Source organism: Parabacteroides sp. AM17-47 (assembly GCF_003434625.1).
Classification (GTDB): domain Bacteria; phylum Bacteroidota; class Bacteroidia; order Bacteroidales; family Tannerellaceae; genus Parabacteroides; species Parabacteroides distasonis.
Genome location: NZ_QTLI01000018.1, coordinates 78,694 through 102,626 on the forward strand (window position 1 = coordinate 78,694; position 23,933 = coordinate 102,626).

The following is a 23,933-nucleotide window of genomic DNA, read 5'->3' on the forward strand; positions in this document are numbered from 1 at the left end:
TACAAGATTATATGTGCCTTGATACTTTTTGTATAAGTGCTATAATACCTATATTTATTGTTATAATAGATGAAAAAAATAATGATTTTAGGAGCAAGCATCCTCCAGCTTCCTGCAATTAAAAAGGCGAAGGAAATGGGATTGGATGTGATTGCTGTAGACATGGATCCGGATGCTGTCGGGTTTAAAGAAGAAGGGATAACGAAATTGCAGATTAGTACGATAGATACTCCCCGAATTGTAGAGGCTGCTCGTGCTTATCAAATAGATGGGATAATGACGCTTGCTTCCGATATGCCTATGCAAGCGGTTGCTACGGTGTGTGAAGAGTTGGGATTAATAGGTATTACCCCTCAAACTGCTCTTAATGCGACAAATAAGGCGGAAATGCGTATGTGTTTTAAAGCGCATGATGTTCCTATCCCTGAGTTTTATATAGTTAGTGAGCTTGATGAATTTATGGAGGCGACTAAGCATTTTACGACTAAATTTATAATAAAGCCTGCTGATAATTCGGGGAATCGTGGGGTGAAACTTATAACAGATATAGCGGATGAAAAGGTCTTGATCCAAGCTTTTAATTATAGTAAGAAGTATAGCAGGGATGGACGAGTTCTACTTGAGGAGTACATGGAAGGCGATGAGTTTAGCGTAGAGACAATGAGTGTTGATGGTGTATGCCATGTGATTCAAGTTACGGATAAGTTGACTTCTGGTGCGCCCTATTTTGTGGAAATGGGACATACGCAACCCTCCATGTTCGCAGAAGATATTAAGATGAGGATAGCGGAAGTCGCAAAAGCAGGGATTAAAGCATTAGGTATCGATCATGGTCCTTCGCATACGGAAATAAAACTTACGTCTACTGGGCCTAAGATAGTCGAGATAGGAGCAAGATTGGGGGGAGACTGTATTACGACTCATCTTGTCCCATTATCAACAGGTATTAATATGGTAGAGGCTAATATACGTATAGCTTTAGGAGAATATACTGATTTGAAAAGTAGATTTAATAGAGGTGCAGCAATTCGTTTTATCCAATCTTCAGTGGGAGTTATTAAATCAATAAAAGGTATAGATGCTGTGAAAAAAGATTCGAATGTTATAGAATTTGTATTATTGAAAAGAGTAGGTGATAAAATTTCAGAAATACGTAATAGTTTGGATCGTATAGGCTACGTTATAACACAAGGAAATACTCGTGAAGAAGCTGTAAGATTCTGTGAACAAGCTGTCGAAAAGATTCAATTCGAAATGGAGTAAATCATGTATAAGAATTTCTTTAAACGTTTATTTGATATTATAGGTGCGCTTTCGGCTATACCATTTGTCCTTCTTATAAGTTTGTTTGTTGGTTTGGCTATTTATATAGAAGATAGGGGAGATATATTTTATCTTGCTTCCCGGCGCGGTCGTTATGGAGAGATATTTAAGATGTTTAAGTTTCGTTCGATGAAAATGAATGCTCCGGATATCCGTAACTCAGATAATTCCACCTATAATTCACCTGATGATCCGAGGATTACTAAAGTGGGTAGATTTATCCGTAAAACGTCTATTGATGAATTACCTCAGTTTTTTAATGTCTTGATTGGAGACATGAGTTTTATCGGACCAAGGCCTGTGACTACGGATCGACCGCTGGAGGAGTATGATGAGAAGCGAAAGATACGGCTGGAGGTACGTCCTGGAATTACAGGTTATTCGCAAGCTTATTTCCGAAATTCCATTTCTAATGAGGAAAAATTGGAGAAGGATGCGTTCTATGCTCGAAATGTGACTTTTGGGGGTGATCTTAAAATCATTTTTGCGACAGTTAATACAGTCGTTTTCCGTAAAAACATATATAATAAGAAGAATCGATAATGAATGTGAAAGGTAAACGCTTGCTTATATTAGGAGCTGGGCGTGGGCAAATAGGGCTGTATAAGGCGGCTCGTGAAATGGGGGTGGTAAGTATTGCGGGAACGATGCCGGACAATGGTCCCCCTTGCATACCCTTGGCTGATGAGGTGTGCTATATGAATATCCTTGATCCGGATGAGGTGGAGAGTAAAACAGCTGATTTACGATTTGACGGCGTGGCAACTTGTTGCTTGGATCGTGGCTTGAAAGCTCTTGGACGGTTATGTGATACATGTGCATTACCTGGATATTCGGAGGAAGTAGCGGAGCTTTGTAATGATAAATCAAAAATGAAACTTCGATTCAGTGAGTATGGTGTAAATACGGCCCCATTTAAACAAATATATACGGATGAGGCGTTATTAGACGCTATAGATAAGGTTGGTGGATATCCTGTGATTATTAAGGCTACGGATTTAGCGGGTAGTCAAGGTATTTATAAAGCCGTTAATAAAGAAGAGGCTTTTGATGGATTTTGTAAAGCGATGAGTGCTACTCGGGTTGACTATGTGCTTGTGGAGAAATTCTTGCAGGGACGTGAGTTTGGGGCACAGGCATTTATCTCTAATGGTGAAATCCTTTTTGTTATGCCTCATGGTGATATACTTTATCAGGCAGATACGGCAGTTCCTGTAGGACATTATGTCCCTTATGAATGTTCGGATATACTTCGTGAAAAAATAAGGAAAGAAGCCGAAATGGCTATCAAAGCTATGGGACTTAATAATTGCGCTGTTAATATCGATTTTATAGAAGAAAATGGTGTAATATATGTGTTGGAATTAACGGGTCGTATCGGAGCCAATTGTTTGCCTGAACTTGTAAGTATTCATTATGGCTTAAATTATTACCAGATGGTGATTGCAGCAGCGCTGGGCATTGATCCAAAAGAAATATGGAATGGACGTAAAGAAGGTGAGGCGGGTTTGTCAAGAATGATAATTTCTCCAGAAAGAGACGGTATTTTAGAAGACATGCGATATGTAGGTGAAAGGGACTCTTTTATTTATGATTTGACATTCTTTGTGCGTCCCGGTTCTGAGGTGAAAAGATTTGCCAATTCAAGTCATTGTTTGGCTCAAATAGTAGTGAAAGGGCAGGATTTAAAAGAATGTGAAGAGCGAATGGAAGCGGTTGTTTCTAAAATTGATATGAAGTTAAAATGAGGATCTCATTTCTCTGTGAGATACGAAAAATAGAAGATTAAAATTATTTCTTATGAAGAAAGTTCCTTTTTCTCCTCCTGATATAACTGAGAGTGAGGTTAATCTAGTATCAGAGGCTCTTCGTTCCGGTTGGATCACCACGGGGCCTAAAACAAAAGAATTTGAGAGATTAATTGCCATGTGCTGTCAGACGGAGCAAGCTGTATGCTTGAATTCGGCTACGGCTTGTATGGAGTTGATATTGCGTGTTTTGGACGTTGGGCCAGGAGACGAGGTGATTACTTCCGCTTATACGTATACCGCTACCGCAAGCGTAACTTGTCATGTAGGGGCAAAGGTTGTCATGGTAGATACCGCTCCTGATTCGTTTGAGATGGATTATGATAAGTTGGCAGATGCGATCACGGAGAAGACAAAGGTGGTTCTGCCTGTTGATCTTGCCGGTGTGGTTTGTGATTATGATAAGATATTCGCTGCCGTAGAGAGCAAGAAACATTTGTTTTCGCCAGCGAACGATATCCAGAAGGCGTACGGTCGGGTTATCGTACTTGCGGATGCCGCTCATGCTTTTGGTGCCAAATGGCATGGAAAGATGTGTGGTGAGATCGCTGATTTTACTTCGTTTTCCTTCCATGCCGTGAAAAACCTTACGACAGCAGAGGGAGGTGCGTTGACTTGGAGAAATCATGATGGGGTTGACAACGAGTCTCTTTATAAACAGTTTCAATTGCTTTCCCTTCATGGGCAGAACAAGGACGCGCTTGCTAAAACGAGGTTGGGGGCATGGGAGTATGATATTGTCGCTCCGTATTATAAGTGTAATATGACGGATGTGATGGCGGGTATTGGTCTTGCGCAGTTGAAGCGTTATCCGGAAATGCTGTATCGTCGTCGTCAGATTATTGAGAGGTATAATGAAGGACTGAAGGGGCGCAATGTGCAGGTCTTGGATCATTTTGGTGATGACCATTCTTCGAGTGGGCATTTGTATCTTGTACGTTTGCTTGGTGAGGATGTGGAATATCGAAATGCTGTGATAGAACGGATGGCTGAACGTGGGATCGCTTGTAACGTACATTATAAACCTTTACCGATGATGACAGCCTATAAAAATTTAGGTTTTGATATCGTAGATTATCCGAATGCTTACAACCAATACCATAACGAGATTACTCTTCCTTTGCATACCAGTCTTACGAATGAGGACGTAGAGTATGTGATCTCTAATTTTGTTGATATTATTACCCAATAAAATAATCAATCGATTTGAAACGTTTTTTTGATGTTGTAGCCAGCGGGATAGGACTTATCTTGCTTAGTCCTCTATTTATCATTTTGACAATTTGGATTAAGTGTGATTCTACCGGATCAGTTTTTTATAGGCAAATTCGTGTAGGACGTAACAATCGAGATTTTCAGTTGCTTAAATTTCGAAGTATGCGTGTAGGTTCTGATAAGAAGGGACTTATTACCGTAGGAGGGCGTGATCCACGGATTACACGGTCTGGTTATTATATCCGTAAGTATAAATTGGATGAGTTTCCTCAATTGATCAATGTACTCAAAGGGGATATGAGTTTGGTAGGTCCTCGGCCCGAGGTACGTAAGTATGTTGATCTGTACACGGCTGAACAACGGCGTGTGTTGGCAGTTAGACCGGGTATTACAGATTATGCGTCTATAGTGTATATGGATGAAAATAGATTACTTGGACAATCCTCAAATCCCGACAAAACTTATGTTGAGGATATTATGCCGGCGAAAATTAAACTTAATATGAGATATATTAATCATCCTACATTGTTTGAGTACTTTAAGCTGATATTTCTTACGATTTTTAAAATAGCTAGATAAAAAAGATCGATTTTGTTTTTATGTGAAATGTTATCGGGAGAGTTGGTGTAAGAACCGGCTCTCCCTTTTTTTATTTCTATCGAACGCTTGCGTTTAAAAGGCGATCGCCACCTCCGCACCGATCTGGAAGGGCTTACCCAGTTGGATAAACGGATTCCCGAATGACTCGAAATAAAATGCAGAGTAATGGGTGTTCGTTATATTACGGCTCCATAGGTTTACGTTGACGATACCTTTGCGTACGCCTACCTTTGCGTTCACCGTTCCGTAGAATTTCTGGTAGATGTCGTTTCGCTCGGTCCAGAAGATCTTTCCGACACCGCTGAATTGGGCGGAGGCGGAGAATTGGTCTATCCATGCGTTACGGAACAGGCGGGTGTATTGCAGTCCTACGTTGAAGGTATGACGTGGGGTATATGGGATGAAGTTGTTCTTGAAATCCTCTTTCCCATTGTTGTAATCCCGGAACGTAGCATGGGTGAAACCGTAATTAACGTCGGCGGTTAGCCCATCGATGATGCGGGCACGCAAGGAGGCCTCTATACCGTAGCTTTTGGCTTTCCCGGCGTTGGTGAGGATACGGCCGTTGCCGCTGTTCACGAATTTGGTCAACTGCACGTCTTGAATGTCCATATAGAAACCTGTTAATTCTGCGCTTAGGCGTTGGAATAGCAACTCGCTACGGATACCGATCTCGTAGTTCCAGCTTTTCTCCGGTTTGTAGGCGGCTACTTCCTCGATGGGGGTAGGTTCTTTGACCTCGATCGGCATCATGTCCTTGAAAGCGCTCATCATATCGTATTGCATCTGGCTTTGCATCACGTCTGCCGACATTTGTACGTTGTAGCCCCCGGTCTTATAACCTTTCGCTACCGATACGTAAGTGAACGTGTTTGGTGAGCATTCGTACTTTAAAGATATTTTCGGAAGTACTTGCCAGAAGTCTTGGGAGACACTGGCGTCCATCACGGTGGTTGGGATCGGGAAAAGTTTCTCTATGTCGATAACCGGTCCGTTTTCTACGAAGCCGAACCCCATTCTCATCTTAGCCTCAGAATTGTAATCCATCTTTTGCTTCTCGTAATCCAAGCGGATACCGGCGGTAATTGACAGACCTTCCGTGAACAGATTGTTATAAGTGGATTGGTGATACAATGCAAGACCGTAAGAAGGGGTGTCGAAAGAACCCGGAATATAAAGATGATCGTCCAGTATTTTTAGATAGGGCATCTTAGGGTGATCTTTCTTCAATTGATCGAATACGGGCTGGAGAACGGTCTTAATTCCGTCTTCCTTGAAATCGACCGGGCCGTCCGTATGTAGATCATCGTAGAAACCGTAGAGTCCGAAGGACCATTGGTAATTATTCCTCGTGTTGCTCTTGATCGCCAATTCCTCGCTGAAAGCGTTTTGCTTTTGCTTTTGGTTGAGGGTAAAGATCGAGAGAGGGGAGAAGTCTTGATCCATCTTCATGTCATCCTTGAAATATTGATGACCGGTGGTGCTGCTCAGTATCACGTGCTCATTCCGGTATTCGAGGGACAGGTTATTGGCGATGACCGTCCGTTTATAAGAGCTGGGATCGTTGATATTGATAGGATTTACATACTTGTGATCGGTATTTCCGGTTCCGATGAACATACCATATGGAAACGCTCCTTGATCCGTATAATCTACGGAAAGGGAGTAGGAGGTACGGAAGTTTGGATTGAAGCGACCTTCTAACTTGAATCGGCCGCCTACATTGTCTTCCTTATCGATCTTTTTCCCATCGTAGGCATTGGTGTAGAAGCCGTCGCTATGGTCATAGTAAGCGGCAGCGGTGAATCCGATGGTCTCGCTCAACTTAGCATAATGAGAGGCCTTGACTTTATATTGCCCGTAGCTTCCGGCCGATAGGGAGAGTTTCTTTCCTTGGTAATCGAACGGGGAGATGGTATAGATATTTACGATGCCCCCCATGGCGTTACGACCATACAAGGTTCCTTGCGGCCCTCGTAATACCTCGATGCGTTGGATATCGGTCAGCTCGAAATCGAAGGTGCTTTTATCCAGATAAGGCACGTTGTCTACATATAAGCCCACGGATTGTCCGCTACTTCTGGCTCCGATACCGCGGATATAGATGGCCGAGGTTAGTTTTGCCCCATAATCCGGCATGTATAGATTCGGGACAAAAGAACTTATATCCTTTAATGCGTCGATCTGCCTGCCGGAGATCATTTGCGGGGAAAGGATTGATACGGAACCGGGTAACGTACGGAGGTTATTTGTCTCCTTCGTGGATGAGGTCACGATTACCTCACCCATGTTATAGGTTTTTATCGTGTCGTTCTCGTTAGCCTTGATATTCTCGGCGTATACATTTTGCAGCCCCAACGCACCTAGGGCGATGATACCTAAGTAGTGTCTCTTCATCGAATTTCTTTTGTTAGTATATTTTTTCAATCGCGAAGAAACGGTAAAGAAACAGGATGGTCAATCACTAGATGTAGTGATTTTGAAAGCTGGTTTGTTGGCTTCGCTATAGTTCGATATCGTCACCTGAGATGATCCCGTTCATGATGGCGTAGAAGGTGAGGCCGGAAACGGTCTTGATGCCCAGCTTGGCGGTGATGTTCTTACGATGGGTGAGGACGGTGTTCAAGCTGATGTTCAGCTTATCGGCGATCTCTTTATTCGTGATGCCTTTTACGATCAGTTGAAGTACGTCTACCTCACGGCTGGATAGGTCCTTGTTGTTTTCGGTAGTGGTGTTGCCGGAGCTGTCGCTCGTAAATAATTGTTGCAATTGCTCGATAATGGTCTCTTGGGAGGAACGTAACGTGATACGGTTCGTAGACGAGAGCGCCCCGTGTTCTTCGGTGCTGTCGATGAGGAGGGCGGTCTTGTTTCTTCTCGGGAGGAAGAAATCTGCGTTGAGCACAAGGGTATCTGAATCGGTGAAATAGTAATCGTAGGTGTCGCTTCCTGTGGAGGAAAGCATCTCGAAATTTGGAAAATAGCAAACCTCTACCGGGGGGAAGTAGTCGGTCAGCAAGCTTTGCAGCCCAATACTTCTTAGGGTATCAGACAGTATGATCGCTATTTGTTTGTTTCGATGCATTTCAGATCGTTAGATACATAATTTTTCCATGGCCGAGACCATGGGGGTAAGGATTCGATACCGGATCCGGTTGTGTTGTTTGATGTCTTTCTCCAGACTACAGACGGAGAAGAGGACGGCATAACATAAATTCTCGTCGTAATCTCCCGAAAGATGCTTGACCATGATACTTTTTAAGTCGGCTAAAAGGGCCTCGATGGTATCTTCCGTACGTTGCTCGGAGGTGATTTGCAATCCATCGATCGTTCGCGCCGGTTCTTTTCCCAGCTTTTTACTTAACGACATGCAGTAGGGGAACCATATCTTATCATCTTTCTCAATGCGGGCGATGAGTTCTTCCTTGAATGAGGAGAAGAAGCGTCCTATCAATCCAAGAGTAGGATTGCCGGGCGTACTCATCGAGATAAAGGAACCTAGATGGCGTTCTATATTGGGGAGCTGATAACGTAAATAGTATTGGTTCGTCTTTGTCAGGTAATCAATAATCTGCGATGTATGGAAAGTTTGTAACTTCTTCTCCGGAAAATACTCCTCGTTGAGGAAGGTATTGATCACTGTCAATAAAAAGTCCGTATCCAGCGAATGTTCTTCACAGAGCGTCTTCACCGATTTGTCGCCAAGCCCGAGACGAATCCCAAACCGGTTGATTACGGGAATGAGTGAGGGGTGTTCTTCCACCACCTCACTCAATTGCATATTTGGGTATACTAAAGGCATCTTATCAAGCTTGTTCCCATTGTTCACGTAATAACTTGACGGCGGCGGGGACTACCACGTTACGGTCTCCCTGACATCCGCACTCGAAACTTACGTAGTTGTTATAACCAATCATTTTCAATCCCTTGAAGCCATTGATATAGTTATCGGCATCTCCATCCTCACCCGGCATGCTGCGACGTTTGCGGCTGGCCACGTGTACGTGTTGGAGATACTCTCCACCGGAGATAAAGGCTCCCATATCAGAGGTCTCTTCCCATGTCATATGCCAGAAGTCGCCCATGCAACGTACACCCGGATTATTGATATCCCGGCATAAAGAGGCGGCGTCGGCTACTTGACGTAGATAAAAACACTCTTTTCGGTTCAAAGGTTCAAAGATGACGCTAGTCCCATGCTGGGCGGCGAAAGTTCCCATCTCGTTGAATTGCTCGCAAAGGAAATCCCGTGTCTCCATCGTATGAGGCAAGGCGGGGACTTGACCATTAAAGGCAGGAACGATAATCACGCCCGTAGAACCTAATTCACCGGCTGCGGCGATGATCTCTTTCATCGTATCCATGCATTCCTTGCGGATGGCTGGATCGGTAGAAAGAATAAAGCCTTTGAAGCCGGCGCAAATGGCACTCACTTTGATATTACGTCCGTTTAAGGCCTGCTTGATCTCGTTTACCCGGCTGGCTAATCCTCCGCCACCCGGCTCAAAACCTACAACGCCCAACTTCTCCATAAAATCAAGTTTCTCGTTCAAACTTTCACCCGGGGCGATTCCCTCTTGGAAAGAAAGCTTTAATTCAAGGTCCTTGCCGGGCTTGTCGCTCCCTTTTTCTCCTTTGGCAGTGTTTGCCGACTTGGAAGAGCAGGAGGCCAAGGCCGTACTTCCTACCGCTAAAGCAGCGCCGGATAAGGAGGTTCTTAAAAAGTTTCTTCTATTTAATGTCATAAACAGTCTGGATTATTTCTTGTCGATTGGTTTACCCGGAACAGGAACGACGAAGCCGCTCATATCCATCTTTCCTAAGTTCAAATCTTTCGGAGTGTAATCCAATGCTGAGGCAGTCATGGCATCCCAAGTGGTCTCGGCACCCGTGTAAGCGGACTCACGACCCATGATTGCGGCCATATTGGAGATAGCAGTCTCAGAAGCTTGCTCGATTTGTTTACCACCACGGATGCAGTTGATCCAGTTTACATGCTCTAATGTATACGGGTCAGTTTGCTTGAAGTTCGCTTTTTCGGCCTCACTATCATATTTCCAGATAACGTTTCCTGCCAAATCCTTGATCTCCATCGTGTCACTGCTCCATGATCCCTTGGTTCCTTGGATGAATTCGCTTACATTATTTGCACAACCATCTATCTGGCGGCACATACTATGCATATGGATACCATTTTCCATTGTGAAATCAACGCTGAAGTTATCATATTGGTCGCCAGTGATACGACGGTGGCGAGAACCGAAACCTACAGCCTTGACTGGTTTCAATCCGCTGAACCAAGTGAATACATCTATATTATGTACGTGTTGCTCTACGATATGGTCGCCGGAAAGCCATTTCCAGTTTACCCAGTCTTTGATCATATATTCGCAATCGTTCCATCCCGGTTGACGATCCCGATACCAAAGCATATTCTGATTCCAGTAAACCGTACCGCCCGTGATCTCACCGATCAATCCTTCCATGATCTTCTTGTAAGACTCGACATAACTGCGTTGGTGATGGCGTTGAGTACCGGTTACGACACATAAGTTCTTTGCCGCAGCTTGTTTTGCGGTAGCCATAATGGTACGGTAACCAACCGGATCAACACAGATAGGTTTCTCTAAGAAGGAATGTTTGCCCTTTTCTGTGGCGTATTGGAAATGAACTGGACGGAATACGGGAGGAGTGGCGACGATCACTACATCTACACCGCTATCAATCACTTGTTTGTATGCATCCAAGCCGACGAAACGTTTATCAGCCGGTACATCAATTCCTTTCTCATCTTTTAATTTCTTTGCCAAATCATCGACACGTTCTTGGAACGTATCGCCTAAAGCCACGATCGTAACGCCGTTCGCAGCGTTCAAGAAGTTAAAAGCGGCTCCGGAACCACGTCCGCCACAACCGATTACACCAGCTTTTAGTTCTTTTCCATCAGTCGCCAGATCTGGTAATTCGGGCACGTAATAAGTACCGGGTTCTTTCAAAGGCTTTATTGCGTTCGCACTTTCACCTCCACCACAAGAAGTTAATACACCAACTGTACTACCTGTTCCAATTGCTCCAAGCGCACCCGCTAGGGCTGAACTTTTCAGAAATGATCTTCTGCTAATGCTGTTCTCTTTTTTCATGATATTATTTTTTAGACACTATTTATTAGGTTCACATACAACACGGAAACCGATTCCTCTGATATCGGAGTACCACCAGATACTCTTCGGTTGTTGCGGATCGGTTTTTAACCAAGCTTCATGTTTGGTATAATCACGGGAAGCGCAGCGAAGATCTGCCGCATCGGAGGTGTAATTACCGCCTCTCACTACCCACTCAGTACCTTCGGTAACCAATGGATCTGTGGCGCTACTTCCGCTTTTAGCGTAAGCTTCAGGATCATACTTGTCGGCACAATATTCCATTACATTACCCAACATATTCTTTAAACCAAAGGGATTGGCTTTTACTAAATCCGGTTCTTGCGTCTTGTTTTTGCTGTTCTTGCTATAAATCACATAAGAACCTATACTATCAGTCTTTGCGTCGAAAAATTTACGCCAGAAGCCTTGATCGGAGAAATCTTTTGGATTGCCCGTAAAGAAATAAGGCGTTTCCGTGCCGCCACGTGCCGCATATTCCCATTCCGCCTCGGTCGGTAAACGATAAGTCTTTCCTGTTTTCTTGGATAACCATTGGCAGAAAGTCTCGGCCGCATAATGAGTCATTGTAATAGCCGGGCGATCTCCACCACCCCAGCCTTGATCCGGAAAACCGAACGGAGGTGTAGGACCGGAGATGGCATCGACATTCGGATTACTGTTATTTGCGTATACGGTCTCTGGAGGGGTACGGCCCTCACTCATCGTATTCCCATAGAAAGCCCAGTATTGATCCCAAGTCACCTCGACCTCAGCCATGAAAAACGGACTGACAGTTACGTTGTGTACAGGCGACTCATCTGCTTTATGAAATGCCTCTTTTTCCTCACTACCCATTTTGAATGAACCTCCGGGGATAGCAATCATCTTGAATGAGACCATTGTTCCGGGAATTTGTTCTACATAGTCGGTGAAAGAGGTAACTGTAGTTGGTTCCTTAAAAAACAAACTGGTATCCGAAGATGCCCCGGATGTATTTTGTCCTGGTATACCAACCATCTTGGAGTGATTGTAGTTCGGATTGTAATGTCCTGCATCCAAATGGCAACTAATACATTGTAGATCTAGCTTTTTCTCATTCTCATCATAATATAAATGTGCCGTTACACCATCATCGGTAATTCCTTCGGGGAATAAGTTCTGATGGCACTCCTTACAAGATTCATTGGGGATATATTTAACGGCGTGTTCCAACTCGGACTTAGTTTCCCAATTGAAATCCGCGCTGTCTTTAGTCAAGTATGACCAAACATCTTTCATACCCAATTTAGCCTTTGCGCTATAATGTTTCCAAGTATTTGTTTGGGGTGGGAGGTGACAAGCTACGCAATGTGTCTTAACGCCACTTCCATTATTTACATGCTTGGAAAGTTTCCAACTGTTTTCTACGTGAGGATGCACGTGGCACATCATACAAGATTCATCTGTCGAGAAATATACAGATGTTTTATAAAGGGCGATCATAATCCCAGCTCCCAAAAATAATCCGAGGCACAGGATAAACGCCTTACTTTTGAAAAAATACTTTTTCCTCTCAGACGAGTATCGATTTGAAAATTTGTTAGTTGTCATCTGTTTCTATGGTATACGATTTACACTAAGTCTCAATTAGATTTAAAATCGGCAATAAAAGTAGTATATTCCTTTATATATTGAAAGAAAAAATAGTCTCTTTAACGAAAAATGTTGTCTTATTTACGCTTTTTTATCGCAATGGGAAGAGAAGGAGAATAATAAAAAAGCGGCAACACATATTCATAGTGTTGCCGCTCATGCACGGAAGGAGAGGCTCGAACTCCCGACACCTGGTTTTGGAGACCAGTGCTCTACCGACTGAGCTACTTCCGTATTGCGGGTGCAAAAGTAGTTTAATAATTTGAATATGCAAGTAAAATATGAGAAAAAATAGTCTGCTTTTTAAAAAGGCATTTAGATTATATTTAGTATGTTTGCCAAATCAAAGAAAAAGGAGTGGGAGTTTTTGTGCGAGATATCAAAGGGTTGCTTGAATCTGTGTCGGTAGATAACAGGGGAGCTTTCGAACGTTTTTATAATTTATATTATGATCAGGTTTTTCGCTTCGCTTATTATTGTTTAGGCGAGAAGGAGGCATGCCGTGAAGTTGTGACAGATGTTTTTTTCTCGGTCTGGCAATCCCGGAAACGATTAAAGGATATTGATAATATAGATACCTATTTATATATTTCCGTACGTAACGAGTCTTTTCGTTTTCAAGCAAGGAATAAAGACTTGAATAGGGTTTCTTTAAATGAGTTGTTGCCATTAATGGAAGAGGAAGATGAGGGTTCTCCGGAGGAGCATTTGGAGTTAAAAGAGATGAGAGAGATGCTTGATAAAGCGATTGACGAACTTCCTGAGAAATGCCGTCTTGTGTTTTTGATGTCTCGTGAGGAGGGATTGAAAACGAAGGAGATCGCGGAAATATTATCGGTTCAAGAGAGTACGGTTCGTGTACAGATGAAGATCGCTATAGAAAAATTGGTAGCCCGGTTGAAGCCGAGCTTTCCAAATATTTCATTCTCTTTATTGCTGATGTTTATTTTTAATGTGATTTATAGATCTGCTTAAGCTTTCTATATGGGGATATTCCCTGTTAGAAGGAAAGATGATAGTTCTTTTATATCAGTAACGATTTTGTTTGCTCCGGCATTCGCTAGTTCTTCTTCATCCCCGTAGCCGTAAAGGACTCCTATTGAATCTATGTTATTCGCTTTGGCCCCTTCTATATCATATTTACGATCACCGATCATGACTACGTCAGACCGTGTTTTTATATCGGTGCTGTCTAATACATATTGTATTACATCCGCTTTTTCGGAACGGCTTCCGTCGAATGTGCTTCCTCCAACAAATGTAAAATAAGATTCTAAGTGGAAATATTCTAGAATTTGTTGAGCGAAGGGCTGCGGTTTTGAGGTGGCTAAGTAGATTTTCATTTCGTTTTCGGTAAGCAAACGGAGTAATTCATCAGTACCTTGATACAGGGTATTCTCGAAAATACCTTGTTTTGAAAAATATTCCCGGTATTTAGCAATGGCTACATCTGCTTGCTCATCTGTAAACTGATAGAAGTCCTTAAAGGATGTTTTTAATGGTGGCCCGATGAAAGGGCATAAAGATCGTAAATCTTCTACTTCTATATTGAAATAGGAGAGGGCGTACTTTACAGAACTGGTAATACCAATCATAGGATCGGTTAATGTACCGTCCAGATCGAACAATATATGTTGATACCTTTTGTTATTCATTAGATATTAATAGGATTGAAAAAAGAAAGGCAAGATCTCTTTCAAGATTCTTGCCTTTTTGATGAGTCGGGATGAGAAGACTCGAACTTCCGACCTCCACGTCCCGAACGTGGCGCGCTAGCCAACTGTGCTACATCCCGTTTTTTTGTATCGTTGTCTCGATTACGGGTGCAAAGGTACACATTGTTTTTGAACCTGCAAGAGAAAAGTGGATTTTTTTGCAGGAAAAATAGATAATTTACTGTCCTGTGAATTTTTCTTTCAAAACATTTGCTGGATTAAAAATAATACCTACCTTTGCACCCGTAATCGAAACAACGATATACAAAACGACATGATGGTGCCATAGCTCAGTTGGTAGAGCAAAGGACTGAAAATCCTTGTGTCCCCGGTTCGATTCCTGGTGGCACCACTTTTAAGAAAAGAAAAACGATGTAAATTCTTGAATTTCAAAGAAATTCAGGAATTTTTCATTTCCAAGAATAAGCAAAATAAGTGGGACTAAAGCAAACTATACATCCTTATTCGGGGGATAGTTTTAGAAAGCCTAAAATGTTACACAGCACAAGTGCTACTTCGTTTTTTTACAGCACATTGATCTATTTTACATAACCGGGTTCTCGGTTCGATTTCCTAACTTTGTATCATTAAAAATTGAGCCGTATGGAAAGAGAAATATTCAGCGTGTTGTTCTTCATTAAGCGTAGTAAAACGTTAAAAACGGGAAAGTACCTCTGCGTGTGAAATTCTATCAGATTTACCAAGACTTGGAATTGGAGGAAAAGATTGTCTCCGCACGTGCCATAGTAAACCGCTATCAGGGAAAGGACGAAACTTTCAAAACATTATATAATGTGTTCAAGGAGTATAACGACAACTTGGAAACTCGAATGAAACAGATCCCCAATATCCAACTTAAATTGACCCCCGATTTATTTTTCCTAAAATACAAAAAAAACATCACATAATCAGTTTATTAGTTTTCGATTTGTGCTGGGTTTATAATTTTTATTTACTGCCAATATAGTCATTCATTTCTTCCCGCAAATTTTGCGTATGGACTCTCCGTGCAGCTCAATTCTTACGGCTAGGTGAGTTATTCTGTTCATGACTGCGCCGGCTATTGTCTCCTTGCCGATGACATCATACCTGTCTTTGACCGGCAATTGTGATGTAATCAGTGTTGATTTCTTACCATATTGGTCTTCGATGATGTCCATCAGATGCATTCTGCTTCCGTTGTCCAACGGCTGCAAGCCGAAATCATCCTGTATAAGCATATCTGTCCTTTCTATTTTTTTCTGCTCCTACAGGATGCTACCTTTTACCTTGGTGGCCTTCAACTGCCCTAAAAGTCTGGAAGTATTGGCATACAGTACTTTCAATCCTTTCTGGCAGACTCTGTATCCCAAGGCTGTGGCAATGTAGCTCTTTCCTGTACCGGAGCTTCCCATGACAAACAAGTAGCACACCTCCTTGACAAATCTTGTTCATGCTGATTGATTTATTGGGAATACTATCTGTTTTGTCTATTTAATAGATTAATGTAGAATTATGAACTGATTCTGTAACTCTTTTAATGTTTTTTGGGTGGGGCAATTTAAATTGGATTTTGGGGAACTCTTTAGATAGGACAATGGGGGGACAGTTTATACCAAATTTTCCACCTGTCAATACACAGAAGAATTTTCATTGTTTATTACCGAAAAATAGAAGCAGTCTCTACAAAAAAAGACTGCTTCTGCTTCATTTCTAAAACAAATCAAAAAACAAATATGCTCAACTATTAATCTTAATTTTCTTTTAAGAAACGGATGATAACACAGGTTTGTCTGATACGGAAAACAAGTGTTCACTAAGCGCCTTCAAAGCATGCACTTTATCTTCCGCTTTCATCACCAACGATACATTACTACTACTTCCGCCGTATGAAATCATCCGTACGGGAATATCTTTCAATGCATTGATGATGCGTGCCTCAAAAACGACATTTTGCCATTCTAGGTCACCAACAACACAAACAATCACCATATTCTTTTCGACTGTAATCGTTGCGTATTTCCGTAATACACCCACAATCTCGTCTATATGCTTGTCATCATCAATCGTTACGGAAACCCCGATATCGGAAGTGGTCACCATGTCCACCGGCGTATTGTAATTATAGAACGTATCAAACACGATGCTCAGAAAATGAGGTGTCGGTATCGTATGGAGCGACTTGATCTTGACATACGTGATGTTGTCTTTGGCGGCAACAGCTTTGATCGTACCCTTTTCCACCGTATTCGAGATCAATGTACCCGACGCATTTGGCTGCAATGCGTTCAAGAGGCGTACCGGTATGTTCTTTTCCTTGGCAGGCAGGATGCAAGTCGGATGTAGTATCTTGGCACCGAAATGTGCCAACTTAGCGGCTTCGTCGAAGTTCAACTGCCTAACAGGAGCGGTGTCATTGACAAACCGTGGATCGTTGTTGTGCATCCCGTCAATATCCGTCCATATCTGTATCTCTTCTGCTTGGATAGCCGCTCCAATTAGAGAGGCGGTGTAATCGCTTCCTCCTCTTTCCAAGTTGTCAATGCTGCCGTAAGCATTCCGGCAGATGAAACCTTGCGTAATATATATTTCTGCCTCTTTGTTTTGCTCCAAAAGTGTATTTAGGTGTTTAGCGATATATTCCATGTCCGGTTCATTGTCCATTGTAATTCGCATGAAGTTCAACGCAGGCAATAAAACTACCTTCACTCCTTGTTCTTCCAGATAGCAGGTCATCAGAAAGGTTGATATTAGCTCACCCTGCGCCAAGATTTCCTTTTCATCGAACATGCTGAAAGGCATATTAGAGAAAGACCAGACATGTTGAGACCGTTCAAGCATGTATTGCATGGCCCTTTCTTTGTAGGTATCGCTTTGGTATAATTCTTCTATATGATTGACATAAGCTTGTTCCAAAGCAGAAAGGATCGCATTGGCTTTTCCCGGATCTTTCTTATGGAAACACTCAGATATCTCCACTAAAGAGTTTGTTGTCCCTGCCATGGCAGAGAGTACTACTATTTTCTGTTCCTGATCGCAAATGATTGATGCGACATTCTTGATCCGCTGGGCAGAACCGACTGAAGTACCACCAAATTTTAATACTTTCATTAGACTATCTGATTTTTGATTTTACTTTTTATACATTGAATCTGATCACGAACGTGCTACCTTTACCGACTTCGCTTTCGATACGGATCGTACCACCATGAGCTTCCACAAAGTCCTTGCTGATGGCAAGTCCCAAACCGCTACCTTGTACTTTTGTTCCCGGCACACGGAAATAGTGGTCGAAAATACTTTCGTGGTAACGCGAGTCAATGCCCTTTCCGAAGTCCTTGACATAGATCTCGACGGCTTTGTCGATCTGTCGTGCACCGATGATAATCCGTCCGTTCTCCGACGAATAACGGATGGCGTTCGATAACAGGTTGGTCACAACCCAAGCAATTTTCTCGCTGTCGACAAACAATTTGGTGATCTTTTCAGGATACTCCACTTCGATCTGACAGTTAAAACGCTCGGCCTGTACCCGGTTCGCCTTGATGGCATAGTCGATCAGTTCGATCGGTTTGGTAATCTTCGGATTCAGGTAGAGCTTACCGCTTTCTACCTGTGACATCTTCAACAATTCGCCAGTGATCTCCAACAAACGGTTGCTATTTTCCTTTATGTTCTTGGAAAGGCTCTCCTGTTCTGTATTCAGTTTTCCGATCCGATTGTCTTCCAGCAGTTCCAAGCTCATCATGATAGCCGATATCGGTGTCTTCAGTTCATGAGAGATCGTTGAAATAAAGGTTGTCTTTGCAATATCTTTTTCTTTAAATTCGGTCACGTTCTTCAACAGGATCACATCCCCGACATACTTACCCTCCAGTCCAGTCTGCCTGTTAACGTTGATCGGGATGTATTTTACTTGAAAATAGCTTTCCTTGTTGTCCGCATAGATTTTCAACGGATCCTTATTGTCATCGGGATGTACCAACTGGCGGATCAAACGGCGCAGCAGATCATTTTTTAACGCCACTTCGGGAGCCGGTTTGTCGATAATGTTTTCCCGTGTCAAATTCAAAACAGTCAAAGCCTCGTCATTGACAAACAAAATCTTCCGTTCCTTACTCAAGCCTATGATAGGTTCTGCAATGCTGTTGATAATTGTTTCTATATATTTTTTCCCTTGCAGGATATCTTCCAGCGAACTGTTCCTGTATTCGGCCAAGCGCTCGGCCATCTCGTTGAACAACGTGGCTATTTCCTTAAACTCCGGTTCATTGCCCAAATTGAGCCGTTTGCTGTAATTGGCATTGGTGATTTCCTTGATGCCATCCGTCAATTTCCGGATCTGTACGCTGACCGAGCGTGGCAGGCGAGCCAGAAAGAGGAAGGCGATCACGATACAAGCAATCCCTACCGTCCAGATCCAAAAGAGAGACCTTTCCGCCGTGTGGACAGCCACTTCATTCTTCTCATAAATGGCAGACATATTGACTGCCATAATGGTATAAATCGTCTGGCGTATCTGCCGAATCGATTCATCATCCATGTCATCCAACGCCTTTTCACAGTTCGAACTTAATCGGTTAGTCAGTATGTCTTCATCCTTCTCTGTCAGATTTTTTTTCTGAGCTTCCAACCCGGCCTCAAACTCTTTTCGGGCATTCGGATTTTCCCGAATGGCATCCAGTGACTCGAGCATCTGACGGGAATAAAGGAGTGAATTATAATTATCCGCTAGGATATTCTGCGTGTCATCCGATACATTATGAATGTTTTTTATAGCCAATCCACCTAATAAAGTGATCAGGACAAATAAAAGTCCTATCCCATAAGTCAACTTTGTTTTTATATTCATATTCATGGAAGGATTTTTATGCTAATATTATTAAATCAATGCCTAATTGAGCCAACTCTTCTAACATGTTCCGATAGTGAACCATCGCAAGGATAGCGGAAGGATATTTTAAAGCTGGTCGTCCGATACATAGCGTACTGATTTGCTTTTCTTTACAAACCTGTACGATCGCATCCGTTATATGTGGGGATTGCACTTGAATGATTTCTCCTCCAAGTTCCGTTGCCAACTTGAAATGGTTAAGCAAATGCCTTTGACTTGCCAACGGAATCCTGTCGGAACTTTCTCTTGGGGTTTGTACATACAGTACAAAAAACTTGGAATTATATCGGGTTGCCAACCGTGCGACTTTCCGTATGATCTTACGGGGAGTTTTCTCATTACTGCTGATGCAGGCCATAAACCTTTCGTGGCGTACACCGAGATTCTCTGGAATGGTATTCTCCACTTTTTTTTCTACCCGCAAAGCTACCTCTTTCAATGCCAACTCCCTAAGCTGAAGAATATGTTCAGCCTTAAAGAAATTATTTAATGCTGTTTGTATCTTATCGGGTTTGTATATTTTTCCGGCTTTTAACCGAGCCAGCAATTCGTCAGCGGTAAGGTCTATGTTGACCACTTCATCAGCCTGCTCCAGTACGATATCAGGAATACGTTCCTTGACCTCAATGCCAACCACGTCCTGCACCATCTCGTTAAGTCCTTCTATATGCTGAATATTGACCGCCGTGATCACACTGATACCGGCATCCAGTATATCCATGACATCCTGCCAACGCTTTTCGTTCTTACTGCCTTCGACATTGGTATGAGCCAATTCGTCAACGATGACAACTTCAGGATGGATACTGAGAATCGACTGCAAGTCCATCTCTTCGATCTCTTTTCCTTTATAAAATATCTTGCGGCGGGGGATGATAGGCAATCCTTCCACCAATGCCTCCGTCTCGACTCGCCCATGTGTTTCTATATAACCGATCTTGACATCGATACCGCTTTCCAGTAATTGGTGGGCATCTGATAGCATCCGATACGATTTACCTACACCGGCAATCATGCCGATGTAGATTTTAAAATTGCCACGACGAGACTTTTTCAACAAATCTAAAAAATGTTGTACACTTTGTTCTCGGTCCATGCGTATTATTATATCAAGGTCTTAAAGAAATTCCCAAGACAAGATGGGCATCCTCCATACGAGGGTTCCAAATTGCCTGTGTAAAAATAGGTAATGAGAAAGAATCCGTGATTTTGATATCTTTCGTTGCTTTCAATGCAACATTCGTTACTGCAAATCCACTATTTACATCACCTCCATACGTAGTTATTCCCGCATCATACGGAAGAACACCACAAGTTGCATTCAGATCGACGCCCTTCACTGTGAATGGAAAATTCAACTCCACATAAGAAGAATAGTTTTGGTTTCCATTTTCATCTTTGTCTTGACCGGCAAACATGAAATTCCAAGTGATAGACAAAGGTAACTTCTCAATAGGCAAAGTGTAAGCCAAACCTGCTTCAAAATGGTGATCTGTTTCATGGCTTTTGAAGTTAAAATAACGGCAAGAGCCTTGCCCTGCCCACCATAAGCTAGCGACAGACAATGTAGGACCAGCTGATCCGAATGTATACGCTGCCGTTAAATCTATCTCTTTAGCCGCAGGCATAGATGTAGAGTTTGCTCCCTGAAAATCGGTAGATCCCCAGGCTGTCAAAGAGAAATTACCTACCCCCAGTGATAGTGTCGGCTGGAAGCTAGCACCAGTTTGGTAGAAACCACGCCAAATATAGGAACTTACCAAATCTCCCTGTACAGAAAAACTTACTTTACCATCCTCTTCCTGTGCATTAGCCAACGTAGAAGATGCCATTGAGAATACAACTGCCAAGGCTGCTACTTTTTTTACGAATGATTTCATAACCTAAATCTAATTGACTTATTAAAAATTTGTTATTTGTTATTTGATGCTTGATCAAGCGCAACATTTAATTTCAATACATTTACTTTCTCCGTTCCGAACATACCCAATAACGGTTTCTCAACATGAGAATTGACGATACCCATTACCTTTTCTTCCGACCATCCACGAGCGTCCGCTACACGTTTGGCCTGTGCATAAGCGGCTTTCGGTGAGATATGGGGATCCAAACCGGAACTGCTGGCCGTGATGATTTCAGCCGGAACTTTTTCACGGGTTAGGTAAGGATGATGAACCAAGAATGTATCAATACGTTCTTCCAACAAAGCTAAATGTTCTTCATTGGAAGGTCCCTTGTTACTACCTGCCGAACTGGATGCATCGTAACCGTCACCAGCATGGGAAGGACGTCCCCAGAAATAAATATCTTGCGTGAAATTCTGACCAACATTGGCGGCCCCCACTACTTTTCCATTCAATGTAACCAGTTCGGCATTACCCTTATTCGGTCCTGCCACTTGGGCAAACAACCACAAAACGAAGATGTAGAAAACACTGAAGAACAAACAAAATGCAATTGTCAGTCTTAATGATTTAAAAAGATTTGATATCATAATGAATTATTGTTTTATTTTCTTAACCTTCCTCCTATCTTCATACAGAGGGAGGAAGGTTTTTAATATTGATTTTACTTTTACATGAATAAACTTACAATCATATCTATCAACTTGATACCAATGAACGGGGCAATTACACCGCCCAAACCGTAGATCAGCAAGTTGCGACGAAGCAATGCGGAAGCACCGATCGGTTTATAAGCCACACCACGTAATGCCAGAGGGATCAGAATCGGGATGATGATCGCATTAAAGATGATCGCACTCAGGATCGCTGATTCCGGACTGTGCAGGTGCATGATGTTCATCGGGGCCAATGCCGGGATCGTAACCATGAACAGAGCTGGTACGATAGCGAAATACTTGGCCACGTCGTTAGCGATACTGAAAGTAGTCAGCGTACCGCGAGTCATCAGCAACTGTTTACCGATTTCGACAATCTCGATCAGTTTCGTTGGGTCGTTGTCCAAATCAACCATATTACCAGCTTCCTTGGCAGCCTGCGTACCACTGTTCATTGCGACACCAACGTTTGCCTGAGCCAAGGCCGGGGCATCGTTCGTACCGTCCCCCATCATGGCGACCAGCTTACCGTTTTCCTGTTCCTTACGGATATAGTTCATCTTGTCTTCCGGTTTGGCTTCGGCGATATAATCGTCTACACCGGCTTTTTCAGCGATATATTTTGCGGTCAACGGGTTATCACCGGTTACCATTACCGTCTTCACACCCATCTTACGCAAACGTTCAAAACGTTCTTGGATACCCGGTTTGATGATATCCTGTAACTCGATCACACCAATGATGAAATCATCCTGTGAAACAACCAGCGGAGTACCGCCGTTACTCGTGATCTTCTGAACCAAATCGGCCACTTCTTTCGGATATTTGTTGCCGGCAGCCTCACTCATCTTACGAATAGCATCAAAAGCTCCTTTACGGATGCGAGTACCGTTTGCCAAATCCACCCCTGAACATTTAGTTTCTGCCGTAAACTTGATCATCTTTGATCCGGATGTATTCAGATCATGTACACGTACACCTTTTTCACGTCCCAGTTCCACGATTGACTTACCTTCGGGTGTATCGTCAGAAAGAGAGGACAGTAGACAAGCTTGTACAAAAGAGTGTTCGTCAATGCCGGATACCGGATAGAATTGGGTTGCTTTACGGTTACCGATCGTGATCGTACCGGTCTTGTCGAGCAGCAAAGTATCAATGTCACCGGCTGTTTCAACCGCCTTACCGGATTTGGTGATTACATTAGCAGACAACGCACGATCCATACCGGCAATGCCGATGGCAGATAACAAACCACCGATCGTAGTCGGGATCAAACAAACGAACAAAGAGATAAAGGCTGCGATCGTAATCGTCGTGTTGGAATAATCAGCAAACGGTTTCAAGGTACCGCAAACAACAACGAATACCAATGTAAAACCTGCCAGCAAGATTGTCAAGGCGATTTCGTTCGGAGTTTTCTGGCGAGAAGCGCCTTCCACCAAGGCGATCATCTTATCCAAGAAACTTTCACCCGGTTCGGTCGTCACTTTCACCTTGATCTGGTCGGACAATACTTTCGTACCGCCTGTTACAGAACTCTTATCTCCACCCGCTTCACGGATCACCGGAGCAGATTCACCTGTGATGGCGCTTTCATCGATAGAAGCCAGACCTTCGATAATTTCACCATCGGAAGGAATCGTGTCGCCGGCTTCACAAATAAAGATGTCGCCTTTCTTCAACTGAGAAGAACTGACCGTTTCGATCTTGTTACCGACACACAATTTGGCAGGAGTTTCTTCCCGGGTCTTACGCAAACTGTCGGCCTGAGCCTTGCCTCGTGCCTCTGCAATCGCCTCTGCGAAGTTGGCGAAAAGCAACGTGGCGAACAATACAATAAACACTAAGATATTGTAACCGAAAGATCCTTGCGTTGTATCACCGGTGGCAGCAGCCCAAATCGTAACAAACAACATGACGAACGTCACCACCTCCACGATAAACATGATCGGGTTACGGAACATCATCCGCGGATTCAACTTAACGAATGATTGCTTCAAACTTTCTATAACGAGCTCCTTTGGAAATAAAGAAGCAGTTTTGTTATTTCTCATCTTCTTAATC

19 protein-coding genes, 3 tRNA genes and 2 pseudogenes are annotated in these 23,933 nt (G+C 43.0%); 8 read left to right on the forward strand and 16 right to left on the reverse strand.

Annotated features, from left to right (window positions below; translation table 11 throughout):
- The first annotated feature begins 69 nt into the window (after positions 1 to 69).
- Genes DW205_RS15320 through DW205_RS15340 form a run of 5 tightly spaced genes read left to right on the forward strand, consistent with a single transcriptional unit; the run spans position 70 to position 4,925 of the window.
- On the forward strand, positions 70 to 1,263 hold the full coding sequence (locus DW205_RS15320) for an ATP-grasp domain-containing protein (protein ID WP_008777947.1): 1,194 nt from the start codon (positions 70 to 72) through the stop codon (positions 1,261 to 1,263).
- 3 nt (positions 1,264 to 1,266) lie between these two features.
- Positions 1,267 to 1,866 (forward strand): sugar transferase, encoded by a 600-nt coding sequence (locus DW205_RS15325; protein WP_005868583.1) that lies wholly within the window; start codon positions 1,267 to 1,269, stop codon positions 1,864 to 1,866.
- A complete protein-coding gene (locus tag DW205_RS15330; protein ID WP_005868586.1) occupies positions 1,866 to 3,071 on the forward strand; it encodes an acetyl-CoA carboxylase biotin carboxylase subunit family protein in 1,206 nt (401 codons plus the stop codon). The genes DW205_RS15325 and DW205_RS15330 overlap by 1 nt, the downstream gene beginning before the upstream one ends.
- 52 nt (positions 3,072 to 3,123) lie before the next feature.
- Positions 3,124 to 4,323 carry a DegT/DnrJ/EryC1/StrS aminotransferase family protein gene (locus tag DW205_RS15335; protein WP_005868588.1) on the forward strand — a complete coding sequence of 400 codons (1,200 nt, stop codon included), beginning with the start codon at positions 3,124 to 3,126 and terminating at the stop codon, positions 4,321 to 4,323.
- Positions 4,324 to 4,337: 14 nt separating this feature from the next.
- A complete protein-coding gene (locus tag DW205_RS15340; RefSeq protein WP_005868590.1) occupies positions 4,338 to 4,925 on the forward strand; it encodes a sugar transferase in 588 nt (195 codons plus the stop codon).
- Positions 4,926 to 5,018: 93 nt separating this feature from the next.
- Here DW205_RS15340 and DW205_RS15345 read toward each other — a convergent pair whose 3' ends face one another.
- From DW205_RS15345 to DW205_RS15375, 7 genes are all read right to left on the reverse strand, one after another.
- The gene (locus DW205_RS15345; protein WP_005868592.1) at positions 5,019 to 7,343 is read right to left on the reverse strand and encodes a TonB-dependent receptor; all 2,325 of its coding nucleotides are present in this window, start codon (positions 7,341 to 7,343) and stop codon (positions 5,019 to 5,021) included.
- A 106-nt stretch (positions 7,344 to 7,449) separates the two neighbouring features.
- A complete protein-coding gene (locus DW205_RS15350; RefSeq protein WP_005868594.1) occupies positions 7,450 to 8,031 on the reverse strand; it encodes a LuxR C-terminal-related transcriptional regulator in 582 nt (193 codons plus the stop codon).
- Between the two features lie 9 nt (positions 8,032 to 8,040).
- Complete coding sequence (locus DW205_RS15355; RefSeq protein WP_005868596.1) at positions 8,041 to 8,727, reverse strand: hypothetical protein; 687 nt, start codon at positions 8,725 to 8,727, stop codon at positions 8,041 to 8,043.
- Between the two features lie 25 nt (positions 8,728 to 8,752).
- Positions 8,753 to 9,691 (reverse strand): sugar phosphate isomerase/epimerase, encoded by a 939-nt coding sequence (locus DW205_RS15360; protein WP_005858715.1) that lies wholly within the window; start codon positions 9,689 to 9,691, stop codon positions 8,753 to 8,755.
- Between the two features lie 12 nt (positions 9,692 to 9,703).
- Positions 9,704 to 11,086 carry a Gfo/Idh/MocA family oxidoreductase gene (locus tag DW205_RS15365; protein WP_005858713.1) on the reverse strand — a complete coding sequence of 461 codons (1,383 nt, stop codon included), beginning with the start codon at positions 11,084 to 11,086 and terminating at the stop codon, positions 9,704 to 9,706.
- A gap of 18 nt (positions 11,087 to 11,104) precedes the next feature.
- Positions 11,105 to 12,679: an SUMF1/EgtB/PvdO family nonheme iron enzyme gene (locus DW205_RS15370; protein ID WP_005858711.1), complete on the reverse strand. Its 1,575-nt coding sequence runs from the start codon at positions 12,677 to 12,679 to the stop codon at positions 11,105 to 11,107.
- A 203-nt stretch (positions 12,680 to 12,882) separates the two neighbouring features.
- Positions 12,883 to 12,955: transfer RNA gene (locus DW205_RS15375), tRNA-Trp, on the reverse strand.
- Positions 12,956 to 13,090: 135 nt separating this feature from the next.
- Between DW205_RS15375 and DW205_RS15380 the strand changes: the two genes are divergently transcribed.
- Positions 13,091 to 13,696: an RNA polymerase sigma-70 factor gene (locus DW205_RS15380; RefSeq protein WP_005858709.1), complete on the forward strand. Its 606-nt coding sequence runs from the start codon at positions 13,091 to 13,093 to the stop codon at positions 13,694 to 13,696.
- A gap of 5 nt (positions 13,697 to 13,701) precedes the next feature.
- Here the strand turns inward: DW205_RS15380 and DW205_RS15385 are convergent, their stop codons facing one another.
- Together DW205_RS15385 and DW205_RS15390 are read right to left on the reverse strand one after the other, a co-directional pair.
- On the reverse strand, positions 13,702 to 14,376 hold the full coding sequence (locus DW205_RS15385) for an HAD family hydrolase (protein WP_005858707.1): 675 nt from the start codon (positions 14,374 to 14,376) through the stop codon (positions 13,702 to 13,704).
- A 66-nt stretch (positions 14,377 to 14,442) separates the two neighbouring features.
- Positions 14,443 to 14,516, reverse strand: a tRNA-Pro gene (locus DW205_RS15390).
- 199 nt (positions 14,517 to 14,715) lie between these two features.
- Here DW205_RS15390 and DW205_RS15395 point away from each other — a divergent pair.
- Together DW205_RS15395 and DW205_RS22865 are read left to right on the forward strand one after the other, a co-directional pair.
- Positions 14,716 to 14,788: transfer RNA gene (locus DW205_RS15395), tRNA-Phe, on the forward strand.
- A 251-nt stretch (positions 14,789 to 15,039) separates the two neighbouring features.
- A pseudogene (locus DW205_RS22865) lies at positions 15,040 to 15,254 on the forward strand (site-specific integrase); the annotation flags it as partial.
- 153 nt (positions 15,255 to 15,407) lie between these two features.
- Here the strand turns inward: DW205_RS22865 and DW205_RS22570 are convergent.
- From DW205_RS22570 to kdpB, 7 genes and pseudogenes are all read right to left on the reverse strand, one after another.
- Positions 15,408 to 15,848 (reverse strand): annotated as a pseudogene (locus DW205_RS22570) (ATP-binding protein).
- A gap of 331 nt (positions 15,849 to 16,179) precedes the next feature.
- Positions 16,180 to 17,526, reverse strand: a complete 1,347-nt coding sequence (locus DW205_RS15410; RefSeq protein ID WP_005868603.1) for an aspartate kinase — start codon at positions 17,524 to 17,526, stop codon at positions 16,180 to 16,182.
- A gap of 28 nt (positions 17,527 to 17,554) precedes the next feature.
- On the reverse strand, positions 17,555 to 19,273 hold the full coding sequence (locus DW205_RS15415; protein ID WP_005868605.1) for an ATP-binding protein: 1,719 nt from the start codon (positions 19,271 to 19,273) through the stop codon (positions 17,555 to 17,557).
- Positions 19,274 to 19,283: 10 nt separating this feature from the next.
- Positions 19,284 to 20,405 (reverse strand): sensor protein KdpD, encoded by a 1,122-nt coding sequence (locus DW205_RS15420; RefSeq protein ID WP_005868607.1) that lies wholly within the window; start codon positions 20,403 to 20,405, stop codon positions 19,284 to 19,286.
- 13 nt (positions 20,406 to 20,418) lie between these two features.
- A complete protein-coding gene (locus tag DW205_RS15425) occupies positions 20,419 to 21,189 on the reverse strand; it encodes a hypothetical protein (RefSeq protein ID WP_005868608.1) in 771 nt (256 codons plus the stop codon).
- A 32-nt stretch (positions 21,190 to 21,221) separates the two neighbouring features.
- Positions 21,222 to 21,803 carry a K(+)-transporting ATPase subunit C gene (locus DW205_RS15430; RefSeq protein WP_005868610.1) on the reverse strand — a complete coding sequence of 194 codons (582 nt, stop codon included), beginning with the start codon at positions 21,801 to 21,803 and terminating at the stop codon, positions 21,222 to 21,224.
- An 80-nt stretch (positions 21,804 to 21,883) separates the two neighbouring features.
- Complete coding sequence (gene kdpB, locus DW205_RS15435) at positions 21,884 to 23,923, reverse strand: potassium-transporting ATPase subunit KdpB (RefSeq protein ID WP_005868612.1); 2,040 nt, start codon at positions 23,921 to 23,923, stop codon at positions 21,884 to 21,886.
- Positions 23,924 to 23,933 lie beyond the last annotated feature (10 nt).

What these genes read in the sequence shown, in the direction of transcription:
- DW205_RS15335 (WP_005868588.1), top strand. Translation starts at nt 3,124, where the DNA reads ATGAAGAAAGTTCCTTTTTCTCCTCCTGATATAACTGAGAGTGAGGTT.
- DW205_RS15430 (WP_005868610.1), bottom strand. Translation starts at nt 21,803, where the DNA reads ATGATATCAAATCTTTTTAAATCATTAAGACTGACAATTGCATTTTGT.
- DW205_RS15370 (WP_005858711.1), bottom strand. Translation starts at nt 12,679, where the DNA reads ATGACAACTAACAAATTTTCAAATCGATACTCGTCTGAGAGGAAAAAG.
- DW205_RS15410 (WP_005868603.1), bottom strand. Translation starts at nt 17,526, where the DNA reads ATGAAAGTATTAAAATTTGGTGGTACTTCAGTCGGTTCTGCCCAGCGG.
- DW205_RS15415 (WP_005868605.1), bottom strand. Translation starts at nt 19,273, where the DNA reads ATGAATATGAATATAAAAACAAAGTTGACTTATGGGATAGGACTTTTA.
- DW205_RS15330 (WP_005868586.1), top strand. Translation starts at nt 1,866, where the DNA reads ATGAATGTGAAAGGTAAACGCTTGCTTATATTAGGAGCTGGGCGTGGG.
- DW205_RS15325 (WP_005868583.1), top strand. Translation starts at nt 1,267, where the DNA reads ATGTATAAGAATTTCTTTAAACGTTTATTTGATATTATAGGTGCGCTT.
- DW205_RS15350 (WP_005868594.1), bottom strand. Translation starts at nt 8,031, where the DNA reads ATGCATCGAAACAAACAAATAGCGATCATACTGTCTGATACCCTAAGA.
- kdpB (WP_005868612.1), bottom strand. Translation starts at nt 23,923, where the DNA reads ATGAGAAATAACAAAACTGCTTCTTTATTTCCAAAGGAGCTCGTTATA.
- DW205_RS15360 (WP_005858715.1), bottom strand. Translation starts at nt 9,691, where the DNA reads ATGACATTAAATAGAAGAAACTTTTTAAGAACCTCCTTATCCGGCGCT.
- DW205_RS15320 (WP_008777947.1), top strand. Translation starts at nt 70, where the DNA reads ATGAAAAAAATAATGATTTTAGGAGCAAGCATCCTCCAGCTTCCTGCA.
- DW205_RS15345 (WP_005868592.1), bottom strand. Translation starts at nt 7,343, where the DNA reads ATGAAGAGACACTACTTAGGTATCATCGCCCTAGGTGCGTTGGGGCTG.
- DW205_RS15355 (WP_005868596.1), bottom strand. Translation starts at nt 8,727, where the DNA reads ATGCAATTGAGTGAGGTGGTGGAAGAACACCCCTCACTCATTCCCGTA.
- DW205_RS15385 (WP_005858707.1), bottom strand. Translation starts at nt 14,376, where the DNA reads ATGAATAACAAAAGGTATCAACATATATTGTTCGATCTGGACGGTACA.
- DW205_RS15420 (WP_005868607.1), bottom strand. Translation starts at nt 20,405, where the DNA reads ATGGACCGAGAACAAAGTGTACAACATTTTTTAGATTTGTTGAAAAAG.
- DW205_RS15425 (WP_005868608.1), bottom strand. Translation starts at nt 21,189, where the DNA reads ATGAAATCATTCGTAAAAAAAGTAGCAGCCTTGGCAGTTGTATTCTCA.
- DW205_RS15365 (WP_005858713.1), bottom strand. Translation starts at nt 11,086, where the DNA reads ATGAAAAAAGAGAACAGCATTAGCAGAAGATCATTTCTGAAAAGTTCA.